Origin of the sequence: Vibrio alfacsensis, assembly GCF_019670485.1 — a bacterium.
Classification (GTDB): Bacteria; Pseudomonadota; Gammaproteobacteria; order Enterobacterales; family Vibrionaceae; genus Vibrio; species Vibrio alfacsensis.
The window spans coordinates 264,849-279,134 of the sequence record NZ_AP024167.1; the positions used below are offsets into that span (position 1 = coordinate 264,849).

Here is a 14,286-nt window from a genome sequence, read left to right on the forward strand (position 1 = left end):
CTTTGCCAACTTCATTCTTTTAACTTGTTATCATTTCTTCATAGCGTGCTAAAAGAAAACTTAAGCGCTCCGAAACATCGTTAAATGGCTTCGACCTGTATAGCTTATCTACCGCCATATCCAACTCTTTATGTGCCTCTAATAACTCTATTGGCATCGAATCTGGGTTATATAGTTCAGCAAGTGTTTTGCCGGGGTAATCTTCCCTAACAAGCAATATATTCTCGGCCAAACTAGCTATCACTGATTTTTGCTGGTCAGTACTATTTGGCCAAGGAAAAGTGTTGTAAACCACTTTGTTACCATAGCTGTAATCGCTTTTTAGGCGCATAGCAACTAATCTCATCCACTCATTATGTTGAAGCGACGTCAGTACCCCAAACTCATACAATCCACCATTCGGTAGGATAAAGTTTTTGTTGGTGCTAATAACATCACCACCAAAGAAACCTATCGGTAAGTATGTCCTTCTTTGGGAAGACACTCCGGGAATTAAAATGTACTTATCAGGGTTATTTAAATCTCTAAACTGGTGTGGTCTCTCAGCAAGCTTGCGAACAGATTTATCACTGCTGCTTCCGCGCACCTCTGCAACCTTATTCACTCGCTCCAAAACTAGAGGCATTTCTTTCAATTCACGGTCAGAGACATCAGCTAACCACAAACACCAACGCTCTTTAGAATTTAGGAACTCATCAGCCCCCACGACTTTCTTCATCCATTTTTGCGATTTAGGCTCCTTTAGCAAGAGCTCTTCTTTTTCACACGGAGTAAGTAATAGATGACCAAACTCGTAAGGCATATTGCCACGAATCATTATTGGACATTCATGACTAAGTGGTTTACCTCTTGCTAACACGGCTGTTTTTTTGCCTTCGACTAAGTACGGACTAATTCCATCCACGTTATGGCAATGCCATTCATTGCCAATAAGTTGGTATAAATGACGATTTTTAGATGCACCAGTGAGACCGATAATAACTACATGAACAGCCGCTTTATCTCTTGCGTTATTTGCCCACACAAAAGTTGGATACGCAAAATGTATTGATAAGCCGAGGCTAAATACCAATGGCCAAATAGCTGCAACCTGCTCACCTTGAGTTATTGAGTTCGTTGACACAAAAGCTAATTCAGCTTTGCTATTATGAATGTACTTAGCCCCTTTCCAGAACCAGCACGCCACGTAGTCTAATGTACCTGTTGATTTCAGTTCCGAAAAAACAGTACACATATCCATTTTTTGTTGTTCTGTTCGCCCGGGAGTTCCAAGGAAAGGTGGGTTCCCTATTACATACACTTCATCATCTGATGATTTAGGGCAAACCTTTTCCCAATCCATTGCTAAACTATTACCGCTAACAATCTTACCCGTTGCTTTCAAAGGTAATGCAGGCTCTGCGGGGCCAATATGCTCTTCCCATTGCTTATTAACCTGATGCTCTGCTAGCCAAAGAGAAAGGCGTGCAATTTCACATGCAAAATCATCAATCTCAATCCCATAAAACTGATCTAAGTGAATGTTACTGATAAAGAAACCTTGATCAATCTTCATCAATGCTTGAATCACTTCAATCTCTAGAAGGCGCAGCTCTTTGTAGGCTATGATGAGAAAGTTACCCGAGCCACAAGCGGGATCAAATACCTTGATTTCACCGAGTCTCACAAGCAGACGCTTAAGGCCATTAACACTGTTGCGTTGTTTCTCTAGTTCAGCTCGTAAGGGGTCTAAAAATAGAGGCTGGATCACCTTCATAATATTGCTGTAAGAGGTATAGTGCTGACCCAAACGTGCTCGCTGATCGACATCTATAACCGCTTGAAACATGCTACCGAAAATATCTGGATTAATGGCACTCCAATCTTCAAGACCACACTCAATTAAAATACGACGACCTTTTTTCCCCAGTTCAGGAATTGGTTCGTCGCTTTCAAACAAACCACCATTAACGTATGGGAAATCAGTTAAATGCTGAGGTAGGCGCTTGCGAAGGTCACTACCGTCGGGACTATTTAGAACTAAGAATAAGTCATGAAGAAACTGATCTAAGTCGCTGCCATCTTCAGACGTCACACTCTTAATCGCTGAGGTGAATTGACTCTTCTGAGGGAAGATTCCTGTATCTTCTGCAAACAAGCAGAACAACAAACGAGTAAGAAAAACGTTTAACGCGTGAATATCTTCAGGAGTATTCAAGTCGTTGTTAACACGGATCAGGTCAAACAGCTTACCCATTTTTACAGCCGCTTTTACGTCTGCTGGCTTTTCACTATTTAAGATGGCTTTCTCAAGCCCCACTAGAGGCAAAAAGAAACTGTAATTTCGGTGAAGAACTTCAAAGTCGATATCTAGTCGTTCGCCAGTTGCACTGTCCCACGCTAAAAAGCGTTCAAAATCAGTAGTGATGATATAGCGGATCTTATTCTTAGCGATCATTGGATGAGCGATGACATCATCTAAAGCCGCATCGATATCTTTCGATGCATTAACCGGGAAATAGTAAAGCTTGTTCTTTAGTCCAGTATGACCTTCAATCTTAGCAACATTGCGGTTTCCACCTTGTCGAAGCTGAGTAATTGTGGCTTTAGGAAATTTGAATGCAGTAAGGAATCCATAGATGAATTCGCTAGGTTCTGAAGCTTCAACGAGCTGCTCAAGCTGTTCAAAAATCTTGGCTTGATTGACGGTCATGATTTTTCCTAGGTAAGGGAACTCTAATAATGAGCTGGATTATACCCTTGAAATCCAGAATGCTCATTGATTTGCATACAATATTTTTGCATGTCAATCTATTACCTACTTGGTTAATGAAAATGTCGCAAAATTGCATAAAACTTCATTATGGTGCACAATGAATTGTCATCAGATTACGTAGCTCACATTAGAGACCAAACCAATTTTGGGGCAGTTCCGAGGTAGCTCATGTCTCGCAAGTCACGCCTTTAAAGGTCAAAAATGATTAAACTTTATTGTAAATGATCAGGCATTATTGGAATCGACAAACAATATTGTCTTACGACAGGTGGAGTAGTTTTTAAAGGGTTAAAAAGCTTGATTGGTTCATGGCCAGTCAGCGATAAGAAATCACGGGCAGCGTGAATACCACAAAAGAACGTACCCGTGTCTTCCTCATCTTCTCTTCCCTGATACGAAAAGCAATAGTAGGAATCGGTCAGGATATCCTTGGTACAACTTGCTTTCTTTTGACCAGAAAGTAGCTTAACGTGAGCAACGGGTTGTATGAAATAAGCATTAACTAAACGCTTTCGGGTATCGTAACCTCGGCATTTCACCGTCATGAATTCTTCCAAGAAATTGATTATTCGTTCTAGTCTACTGATGTTCTTTGGCTTCGGTTATGGCCTGTACCCCAATGACCAACTTGGAGGCATTTACTTTCGCCTAATGCAATGTCATTGACTGACAGATTCGTTAGGTTCATCAAGGTCCATTGATTCAACTCACCAACGCTAATTGTCTTGTTCAATTGATAATTGCCCATAAAAAAATATTCAAAGTAGATACCCTTATTACGATCTTTAGCTAAGTGCTTTGTTAGTACAACAAGCTCTTCTGGAGCCTCCATTTGAAATGGCAACTCTTTTAACGCATTGATAAGGTGAAAGACAGGGCAACGGTCTAAAATGGCACAATCAGTCAATTGTGCATGGTAATTACTTAAAGACACCGACATTACACTTGGTGATTGAATTTGAGCTTCTATGAGCTTAACCATTCCAAGAGTAGGAAGTTTAACCACTTGCTCAATACTGCTGATGCAACGCATAAAAAGTTGTGGGTTTTTAGCGCTGGTGGCGCGCTCAACAACAAAGTCTGGATAGGCAGGGTGAAAATAACCGCGAACGAGTGAGGTTTGTGAAATGGAATCCAGCTCGGCCAATAAAAGGTCTAGGTCAGTCATCATATAGAAGCACCGTACTGTAGTGGTAGATGCTTTTATAAGCGAAACTATTTGGGACAACGTTACTCAGCTTTTCACCCAAAACCCTCAATACTGGAGGTCATCAAAATGGTACTTGTATTTGTGGCTATCTTCGGGGCATACCATTGGAATATCTATAATACCCAAATGAACTAAGGGTTCAGCGGTAGGTATAGGGCGATTTTTTTGAATTGAAGTTTTCGTGATCTCCGCATAACAAATCATGTCACTTCTTCCGTCGCGATTGAGCTCAACATACTCCCTGACCTTTTGCCCAAAATCGGGATCGACACTGACATAGTGCGCGAAAACACCCAGCCATGTATTGGGATCGCACGACGCTCTGACACGATCCCACAGGTGTTTTACCTCGGCACATTTGGTATTCAATAATCCATCGTAGGTAAATGCGCCAATGGTGCACTGAAGATGCGTAGAAACAAAATCTGGATCTCGCAGGCATGCTGCTCTAACGGCTTCAAGAGCAAGTTTTGACACTTCACTTAATGCACCGTCATGGTCTAATTCGTTTTTAAGCACCATATCTGCGCGCTCGACTACCCACACACCGATTTGAAACAGTGGTAGGTAATTGATGTCTTGAAAAAAGGATTGCGTGTAAAGCGCTTTCAGGACTCTTTTGTAATAGCCATCGCTATAAAAATTTTCATTCGAGAATTTCATAAGGTTACCTGCGGTTTATGTGGCCAATTCATTAAAGCCTGATAAAGAAACCCGACAAGTGAACCATCTAATGCAACCCATGGTGCGCCTTTTCATATTGGCATATCGCCATGTTTTTCTTACAGCCAACATATCTAAATAGTTGTTTGACATAGATAACAGTATCTGTGTTTTTATTTGATTTGTTTAGATTGATAGTCTAACTTTAATTTAGATAAGTTAATTGGGTATTGTATGGAACACTTTTACCATCTTGTAGCAACTAGTCGATCAATAGAAATTGGTGACATTGAGTTAGGTGATCCACCAGGTTCATCAGACTTCACCGTGAGTAAACCCATGCACTTTGATGGCGTTAATCTGTTGTTTACCTCTAACGGTGAGCCAGAGTTCTATGCCAATGCGTTTATTATGAGCCGTCGCATTGTAGAAGGGGTTAAAGATACGGAGCCAACTTCGTATGCTCTGCTTCGCTTTTTTCGATATTTAGGAAAGAACAATCTCAATTGGAATGATGAGAATGAAGAACTTGAGCGTTACCCCATTTATCTCTTCAGAAATTATTTAGACAAACAGATTGCTAAAGGAAACATGCGCCGAAGTGTCGGGGCATCGACCTTATCTGTGATCCGAAGATTCTATGTGTTTTGCTACCGTCATGGTTATGTGGAGAAGTTGCCGTTTGAGGTGCATGGTCACAATAAGTACGGCCAAATGCTGACGGACATTACCATCAAAAGTCCGAAGCAAGAAACCGAACTCACCCCAATGAATGACTTGGACATAAGGCACATTCGAGACAATTGGCATCGAGCGGGGATCTCTGGTGAGTTTCGACTGTTGGTAGCGACTGTAATTAATTCAGGTCTAAGAGCGATTGAGGTCGCTGATATAAAGCCTCGCCATTTTAAAGTACCCAAAGGTTTTAAGGGCAAAACCTACACCGATATCAAGATTGGCCCTTCTCATGGCTGCTACACCAAATACAGCAAGAACCGCACAATTTCGATGCCTGTTTGGTTAATGGAGCAAGTCACTCAATACTGCGAAAGTGAGCGGTACAAGGAGCGTAAACGGCTCTACTTTTTCAATACGGGTGATGAAGATGCGCCTGTATTTATTACAAAGGAGGGGAATCGATTTAAAGAAGAGGGGCAACGGTCAAATTCCATTGATACGCTATGGGGGCGGTTAAGAAATGCGATTAAGGAAAACAGCAACCCTCACTTCGACCACGATTTCCATGATACGAGAGCGACTTATGCGGCTAATAAGCTCGACCTGTTGCTCAATATACCCGACTTGAGCACGACACAGGCGCTGAAACTACTGAAAGATGAACTTGGACACAAGGACTTATCTGTGACCATGCGTTATTTAACGCATTGGGAAGGTAACCCAACCAAGAACCAAGTGCCTGAGTTAATGATGGCGTTATTGGAAGAGGAACACATCATATGACGGAGAACTTCGACTCAGATAAGCCTGATAACGTTCGTACCTATCGCTCCATTCCGACCGATGAAATGCAATCAGATAACCCACTGTCCAAGATTCATCAATGGAAATATATTTGGGTATCAGGGAATGGGGGAAACCGCACATGCGACTTCAAAGGGTGGCTTAAATACAGCACCAAAGAGCATGTGTCTTTGCTTATTTCCAAGTTTGAACAATCAGGTTGGGCAGAGGCGAGTAAAGTCAGAAACTTTCAGCATATTGATAACATTTTAAAGCATAACTTCACTAGTCAATCTCAAAAGCGTAAGTCTAAGGTCGAGTTCTCACCAGAATCGTGTGTGAACTATATTCAGGCTGTATGGCTATCTCAGCGAACAACAGGTGTCGGATTGCATGGTAAGCCGATAAAAGCCAAAACGTTGGGATGGTTGGCTTCAAACTACAATTCAATCTTAAAGAAGTTTGGTTTTGGAGATATACCTAAAGCAACTCGCAATCTAGATACCGCGAGTGCATCGTTAGATTCCAATAACTACACAAAGAAAGAGTTAAAGCGTATCGCTCGTGCGCTGTTATCGGATAGAAAATTACTTTACAAAGAGTATTTAGATAAGACCATCAGCGAATATAAGCGTGAAATTGCATTTAATCGTCTGATATGCAATGCGGTGTTCCTCTATGTGTATTACACCGCAGTGGGACAAGCAGAGGCGCTGAACACCTTTGTGGTGGAAGACAGTTGGAGTATTGATAAGGCAGGAGGGAACCGAATATCGGTAAAAGGCTTGAAAACTCGTGGCTATAAAGAAGAATCTCGTACCTTTGCTCCAAGAGCGGTATCTAAAACTTTTTTTGAAGAACACTTCGAATTGTCGAAGCTTAATGCTGTCGATTTGGGGTTAGATAAGCATTATCTTTTTACACGGCGAAATGGTAATCAGCCAACGCCTATGAATCTCAATACCTATATTGCAAGTCTAATGACACGCTCGGTTTTACTGCAAACAATGAAAGCGGCAAATCCAGATTTTTCTTTAACCTGCGAACGCTTGAAGTCATCCATTAAGCAGTACGCCGAAGAAAAGCTGGGGCGACAAGGCGCGATGGAGAGCAATCGTAATACATCTGAAAGCACATGGAATAATTCAGACTACAGTAAGAACTCAAAAGCCTTAGCACATCGTGAATTGGCTTTTGGAACAGCCACACTCTTTGCGTTGGGCAGTAACCCAACTGGAGGGGTTACTGCCGCGATAGCAACCACGAAGGCACAACATTGTGAGGTTTTGTCTAGTGAAGAAGTCGATGCCCTTAGAGCGTCTTCTAGCGAGCCTGTGGACGCCATCGCTAACGGAGGGGTATGTAAAGGTGAAGATGTGCCGCAAAAACGTGAGTTTCAAAAAAGCAATCTAGAAACGGGATTGTTAGATGATGACGATGTGAAAAATACTGCTTGTGGCTATGTCATCAAATGCTTTATGTGCCGAAATTTTGCTGTTGTTGATGAGGTTCATGACATTTGGCGTTTGCTGTCGTTTGAGTTTCGTCTCAATGAGGCGGTAGCCGCCCATAAAAGCCTTGACCACTTCATTAAGAATTTCAGTGAGGTGAAATCAGCGATTCGAGACATAAAGAAACGCTTCAAGAAAAGAAACCTCAAGGCAGCGGAAAAATACCTAGAGCGGCAAGGTTGCCATCCTCTTTGGGACGAAGATTCTATTCAAGATATTTTTAAGGGGTAAGCATGTACAGTATTAGCCATGACCACGCACTGTTTAAAAAATACGCTTTGCCTATTGACGAAGCTTACCCTATGCCGACTGCAAGAACTGTAGTCAGCGTAAAGCGAGATGGCAGTCCAGCTTCTTACTTTGAAGATGATGCTTGGGATTTTAACGACCTGTTCAACACCAAGAATGAGAAAAAATCGAACTACACCTTAACGTTCCAAGCCCAAAAGCATAACCCCAAACTGCTTTTAGAGTTTAAGCAGCGAATGTATTGGTTGATATGGGGCGGCAAAGACACTTTGCTGAGTATGGAGGGGAAAACCTTCAGGAAGATTGAGCAGGTTAAAGATATACAGGTTCATGTCGATTTACTACTGAGAGTGTTTGCGAATACTGCCAATAACGCTTTTTCTTATATTTCAAATGACATCGTATTTTCGCAAATCAAAGAGTCGTTACGTGGATGGAGTGAAAAGTCCTGTGCTACGAGACTGAATGCTCTCAGTGTACTCGTTCAAGTTAATTTACATTTTCCAGAGAGGGCTAGATTTCACATTCCCTACCAAGAGGGTGAGACTGCAAGAAAAGTTTCCAAGAAATATGCCGCTCATGGTAAAGGGCATTTTCCGACAGTCATCCCCGTTATTTATGAGCAATACCTTTCTCGTTTAATTCAAGATGTAGAGTCTGCTTACCGAGACTTTTTGGGCGGTCGAGACCTCGAATCGGAAGTCGAGGCGGAGTATCGCTCATTGCAGACTGAGCATGATATCGAACAAGAAATCGAAACTCTGTATCAGGAACTCATTGTCGATATTGAGGTTGAGGAAAAAGCAAAAAACAGCGGCATTTTCCCTCAAGAGGTACTTGATGACTATCGAGATAAAGCTAAGGACGAAGTTGAGTCTATCTATCGCAGTAAAGCTCATAGAGGCGTTATTGATGCCTATAAGAAAGATAATGTTTTATTGGATGTGAAAGCGTATGCCCAATTAAAAGGGGTGACTGAAAAGCAAGCCATTGATGCTTTTAGAATGATTGAAGGAGCGTGTTTTGGCGCTTGTTCGGCATTCACGGGAATGAGGATAAGTGAATTAACCCAGATTGAGGGTGACTCATACAAAGAGGTTGATATTGATGGCGTAAAGCTTTGCACAATGCGTTCGTGGACGGATAAGTTGGATAAGCTAAGTCGTGAGGATGCATGGGCGTGTGCGCCAATTTGTGAGAAAGCGTTATTAATACTAACGGTACTCAATGATAAATATCGTTCTGTTTCAGGTGATATTCACCTCTCGCCACGGTTTTCGCTCAAAGGTGAAGGAAAGGGATGGACAGGCGACACTATTCATCGTCAGTTAAAAGATGCCCAACTCCATACTAAGAATTTACGCCAAATTTTCTACGATTACAGTCTTCATATCGATATTCGCTACCTTCCAGAAGAAATGGATGAGATTTTTAACCTGCTAAACCCCATCGTCCACGAGAAGCTTAGCCCAATAAAGGAAAATGAGCGTGGAGAGCTGTATTGGCGCTTTAATACTCACTCTTTAAGACGGACGTTTGCTCATTTTGTGGTCGGTCATGGGCTAGTGTCATTAGCCTCGTTGAAGCATCAATTTAAGCATATACACCTTGCGATGACAGCCATTTATGCGAGTCATTCTGAGGTTCTGACGTTACTAGGCATTCAAAACCCAGCCAAAATTAAAGAGAAAATCCAAGAGCAAGAAATAGAGTCTCACGCTGAGTACCTTAAGGACATGATTGAGCATCCAGAAGAGCAGTCAGGTGGCTTCATGAAGTTCATGAGTGGAGAGCCTATGGTGGTTGGTGACGCTAGGTTTAATCAGTTGGTTGAAGACACGAAAGGTGCAAACAAATCGACAGGGTTTGGAACTTGTTTTTCTGGTGAGCTATGTAGCATGGGGCATTTGTTTGAGCCTTCTAAATGCGTAGGCAGAGACTGTGAGAACTTAAATGTAAACAAGGTTGAAGCTGAAAACTGGGTGATAAGGCGAGAGAGATGTATTGAAAAAATTGAAAAAATGAAAGAAATGGGAATGTTCAACCGCAGTTCACTCGCTACGCAACTAAGTGATATAAGGACTGCGGAAAAAGTGATGGCTGACCATAACATTCAATTTGAAAAATATCGAGTAGAGGCTCTGTAATGGCGACGGTGGCAACAAAGCTAGAGAATGCGTTTAAGGCTCTTTTGAAAGAGGGCAAGAAAATCAGTCCTTATGCTGTTGAAAGGCGAGCAGGAGTTTCTAATGGGTCGTTGAAGAATCATATTGTTCTGCTTGAGAAGGTGTTAGCAGAGAAAGAGAAGTATGCCACTGACCCAACCAATGTAGGGGTTGTAAAGGCTAGAGCTAATAAAGCTAAGGCAAAGGTTTCAAAGGATAAGTACCAAGAGGTTTTGGATAAAAACGAAAAACTTCGAGCTGAGAACGAGCAGTTCAAAGGTGAACTGAAGGTAATGGCAGATAAAGTCGCTCAGATGACTTGGGAGTTGCACCGCTACAAAACCAAAACACGCAAAGACTCAACAAACGTACATAACTTGAAAGCATAAATTGAAGAGCGACTAGTAGGTGTGTTTGCGGGGCATGTAACACGGAATTGCCCCAAAATGAGTTATAGCCAAGCAACGAAGGTGGTCAATATGCCGTACAACCCCATTTTGTTCTCTACGGCATATCTATTGTCAACAGTATGACAATCTCATCTAGTTATTTTACAGCATACTCTTCGAAAATAGCCTTACCAATTTCATTAATAACTTGATTACGTTCTGGCATAGAAAGGTTGGTTTGTGTCAGGTAGATGCTAATGATTAATGGCTCGCGCTCGTCAGTCCAAATTGCTGCTGTAATACCGCGCGAACCGTTAGCTCCTGCACCAGAACGATCTGCAATAGACCACCCTTTTGGTAAAACAGAACGGAGTAAAGAATCGGAAACAGTGTTCCCTTGCATCCATTCCTTAAGTTGTTTTTTTGAATTTTGAGCTAATACATCTTCGAATAAAATATGATATAGGGTCTTATTCATCGCATTTGGCGTCGTTGTATCACGTAGGTCATCAGCTTTGGCTTGGTTTAGTTCAGGTTCAAAACGATCTAATTGAGTTACTTTATCTCCGATCAAACGTAGAAAAGCAGTGACACCCTGTGGGCCTCCGATGTGCTTTAAGACTATGTTTGCAGCAGTATTATCACTAGTCTTCATCGTAGCTTCACAAGCATTTTCAATGGTAATTGAACTGCCAACCATGTTTTTTGTTATTGGTGACCAAGCGATTAGTTCATCGGATTTTACTGGCGCCATTGTACTTATATCTAAAATGTCTCTATCAGAGTCCTGTAGCATTTTTGCACATGCTAATGTCTTGAATGTACTCATCATAGGGAACCTTTCATTCCCTTTATAGTGCCATTGTTGATCCGTTGAATCTAAAACTGATACGCCTATGCGTCCCAAGGTGCGTTGTTCTATAGAATAGAGCGAGTCGTTCAATGTTGAAGCGGTCGATAAAAAAGAAATGAACAAACAGCTCGAAAGTAAGATTGATTTTTTCATGATAACTCGACTATTTATGTAATAAGACTGAATTTACGGAGCGTAATAATACAGCCCGAAAGATATAAATCAACAGCGGGTCATATTAAGTTTGTATGAAAAGATGAGTGTGTTTATGGAGCGTTATTTTCTGCTCGACTTAGGATGAAGGAAGCGCTATCTGAATCTCATACGCATAAGTCAACTATAAGTTGTGAATAACTCATTTCTGTCCAAAAGCGTGTTACGGGTGGCCTACTTAGACAGGTGGCCTACTTAGACTTGTGATCACCAAGCGATTCTGTCGTATCTAGCAACAGAACTTGATACCCACGGAATGACTTCCCAATGGAAAAAATTTAGATAAGCTATTAAACAGAATTACAAAATAAACCGATCTAATTTTTTCCGTTTGTGAGTAAGAAAAATGCAAGAAGTTAGATTTAGGAGGGAAAAGTTAGATATTTTGTGTGTAGCCCTTGTGCGTAAAGGGATTCCTAACTTTTTTATCTAACTTTATGTTAAGGGTATTTTTTTGTTTTCGATGTCACTATTGAGCTTACGAAGAACATCAACATAAGCGGTACCGAGTGAATCGAATGTACACTGGTTATTAATGATCTCGGTGAACTTGGCCGTATCATCCGAACCAAAATTCGATTGAAAACGAAGCGTGCTACCATTCCAAAAAAACGAGTCCGTAATGATGTATCCCATATCACTGCCGAACATTGAAATAGCAAAGCGTGGCTGCTCGTCAATGATAAGGAGTTTGATGCTGATAAAGTCCGGCAATGATAATTCCGTTACCAGTATGTAAGCATGTTCATCACAATCGTCTGGATAAACGAAATGGATCTGAACATCGGGCTCGTATTCATTAGACTCAAGAGCAAGTCCTTTAAGGGTAATGCCAGTAAAAACCGTTTCTTCCTTGTCATAATTAAAAACGACTTCACGAGTTTCAAAATTAAACATGACGACCTCCTTGGAGAAGAAAAGCGGCACATCGAGAGTGAGTGCCGCATGAATAATTTCAGTCATTGATGTGGTTAGAATCTGAGAGAATTCTGGTACGGACTGCTTCCGTTTTTTTGTAAGTCAGCAGAATGACCAGGCTTGCAAAAACAATGATGAAATTACTTAAATACCATCCAGCAAATGCATTTATCAGAATGAAGACAATATCGAGCCAAATTGGAACAACTCGGGGAGTGGCATACTTTTCATACTCAGTCGTGTCACCATACGTAACGCAAACCGTTAAAAAAGTGGCGAGAAAGATCAAAATAGATACCAATCCCTCGCTCATATCACCGACATCGGTGTTCTGGTTTGCGATAGCCGAATAAAGCACGCTGTAGTAAAACAAGCACATTGACCAAAATATGAAATAAGACACAACTTTATTGTTACGCATGGCATGGCTCCTGCTTTTTAAATGAACGGCGAAAAACAAACACAAGCAAACCGAGCAGGCTTAAAAGACCGGTAGAGCCGCCACTTTTCTCCCCATAGTTAATCGTTGGTGGCGTGACTTGTACGTGAACCGTCGTGTAAGCGGTATCAGTAAAGTGGAATGTCTCTGTAAAGTCGATTGAAGCGTTTTCGAGTTCATTTGAATAATCCACCGTGATTAAGCATGATTCTGTTGGTGCAATGCTTTCACCACAATCTGAAGTAACCTCACGGTTACCAAGCATCTCCGAAATGGTGACCGGCTCCATTGTGTGATTTTGAATGGAAAACGAAATAGACGATTGAGTTTGACCATTCAGGTACACATCGGTTGGGGCGGCTATATCGTCAATACGACGAGCCATTTCATACAACACATGATCAAGCGTGATCATACCGTTAGCCCAAACGACATTACCAAAGCTATCAATACCATTGTAACGATGAGTCGCTATCGAATAGACATTATCCGTGCCTAGTTCGTACACGCCACTTCCAGAGTCTCCAGGTTGCGCAGCAGTAACAGGTAGCTGCTCATTGAAAGTAAAAGCTTCAATTCTAGGGGTTATACGCACACCCAAGTTTTCATTTACCATCGGCACACCACCCTCGCACAAGCGCGCTTGATCTTCGAGGTCATCTTCGTAAAACGTGCAGTCCACCTGATGCGATTCAACGACAAATTTTGGGTAGAATTGTTGGAGTACGGTGGGATCTGGGACGTCATCATAGCCGGAAGATCCGAAACCACGCATTACCCAATCACGGGTTGCGAACGTATGCTCAAAGGCAAACTCATCAAACGTCATATCATCTTGCAGCTTAAGTGTGCGCTGTGGTAAAGCGATACTGCTTAATTTTATCGACTGGTTTAATTCAATTAACGCTAAATCTGCCGCCCCCTCTTCAAGCTCAGGGGCCAGATTTTCAAATAGTAACTTCCCTGTAAATGAGGACCCATATAAAGCCTCTGTCCATTCATTAATTTTGGTTTGAATGTTTTGATTCAAATAACTTAGGTACTCCCCTGTTATATCCAAATCACCATGCACCAAACGATGAACACCAACAACACCCGTCGCAAGAACATGATCGCTATTGAATTTTGTCATGCCGCCGAAAAGCTCAATATGCATAGTCAATGCTTGGTCGGCATATGGATCTGGGTAATCCATACAATGAACATTGGTTAAGATGAATCGAGGGTGAATTAACTGACCAGTACAATAGGAAATATCGTTAGCAATAAAATGAATCAAGTAGTCACGATACTCCGAGGCTGGCGTATCTTCGCCGTTTGACACTAAAGGAGTTGGGGCAGAGTCAACGACTGCTTGGGACGTAAACGGCAATGCGCCAAGGCAAAGCATTGCGATTATTGATTTTTGAAGCTTCATATAACATTCCTTTTTCTACGTTGCTTCTATACAAGCGAAAAAG

The 14,286-nt window shown here is 41.7% G+C and carries 12 protein-coding genes; 4 read left to right on the plus strand and 8 right to left on the minus strand.

Annotation, left to right across the window (positions count from 1 at the left end):
• Positions 1-19 precede the first annotated feature (19 nt).
• The 4 genes from VA249_RS22845 to VA249_RS22860 form a co-directional block, all read right to left on the minus strand.
• Positions 20-2,692, minus strand: coding sequence for a DNA methyltransferase (locus tag VA249_RS22845; protein WP_176703893.1), 2,673 nt, complete (start codon positions 2,690-2,692; stop codon positions 20-22).
• A 275-nt stretch (positions 2,693-2,967) separates the two neighbouring features.
• On the minus strand, positions 2,968-3,300 hold the full coding sequence (locus VA249_RS22850; protein ID WP_176703892.1) for a hypothetical protein: 333 nt from the start codon (positions 3,298-3,300) through the stop codon (positions 2,968-2,970).
• Positions 3,301-3,329: 29 nt separating this feature from the next.
• Positions 3,330-3,926, minus strand: a complete 597-nt coding sequence (locus tag VA249_RS22855) for a hypothetical protein (RefSeq protein ID WP_176703891.1) — start codon at positions 3,924-3,926, stop codon at positions 3,330-3,332.
• Positions 3,927-4,010: 84 nt separating this feature from the next.
• Entirely contained in the window at positions 4,011-4,628 is a 618-nt protein-coding gene (locus tag VA249_RS22860; protein ID WP_176703890.1) for a hypothetical protein, read from the minus strand.
• 234 nt (positions 4,629-4,862) lie between these two features.
• Here VA249_RS22860 and VA249_RS22865 point away from each other — a divergent pair, with 234 nt between their 5' ends.
• Genes VA249_RS22865 through VA249_RS22880 form a run of 4 tightly spaced genes read left to right on the plus strand, consistent with a single transcriptional unit; the run spans position 4,863 to position 10,403 of the window.
• A complete protein-coding gene (locus tag VA249_RS22865) occupies positions 4,863-6,089 on the plus strand; it encodes a site-specific integrase (RefSeq protein ID WP_176703889.1) in 1,227 nt (408 codons plus the stop codon).
• Positions 6,086-7,831, plus strand: a complete 1,746-nt coding sequence (locus VA249_RS22870; RefSeq protein WP_176703888.1) for a hypothetical protein — start codon at positions 6,086-6,088, stop codon at positions 7,829-7,831. Before VA249_RS22865 ends, VA249_RS22870 begins: the two co-directional genes overlap by 4 nt.
• A gap of 2 nt (positions 7,832-7,833) precedes the next feature.
• Positions 7,834-9,996 (plus strand): site-specific integrase, encoded by a 2,163-nt coding sequence (locus VA249_RS22875; protein WP_176703887.1) that lies wholly within the window; start codon positions 7,834-7,836, stop codon positions 9,994-9,996.
• Entirely contained in the window at positions 9,996-10,403 is a 408-nt protein-coding gene (locus VA249_RS22880; RefSeq protein ID WP_176703886.1) for a hypothetical protein, read from the plus strand. Before VA249_RS22875 ends, VA249_RS22880 begins: the two co-directional genes overlap by 1 nt.
• 157 nt (positions 10,404-10,560) lie before the next feature.
• Here VA249_RS22880 and VA249_RS22885 read toward each other — a convergent pair whose 3' ends face one another.
• From VA249_RS22885 to VA249_RS22900, 4 genes are all read right to left on the minus strand, one after another.
• Entirely contained in the window at positions 10,561-11,409 is an 849-nt protein-coding gene (locus VA249_RS22885; protein ID WP_012774820.1) for a GMA family class A beta-lactamase GMA-1, read from the minus strand.
• Positions 11,410-11,904: 495 nt separating this feature from the next.
• Complete coding sequence (locus VA249_RS22890) at positions 11,905-12,366, minus strand: hypothetical protein (protein ID WP_176703885.1); 462 nt, start codon at positions 12,364-12,366, stop codon at positions 11,905-11,907.
• A 58-nt stretch (positions 12,367-12,424) separates the two neighbouring features.
• Positions 12,425-12,808 (minus strand): hypothetical protein, encoded by a 384-nt coding sequence (locus VA249_RS22895; protein WP_176703884.1) that lies wholly within the window; start codon positions 12,806-12,808, stop codon positions 12,425-12,427.
• A complete protein-coding gene (locus VA249_RS22900; protein ID WP_176703883.1) occupies positions 12,801-14,243 on the minus strand; it encodes a GlyGly-CTERM sorting domain-containing protein in 1,443 nt (480 codons plus the stop codon). The genes VA249_RS22895 and VA249_RS22900 overlap by 8 nt, the downstream gene beginning before the upstream one ends.
• Positions 14,244-14,286 lie beyond the last annotated feature (43 nt).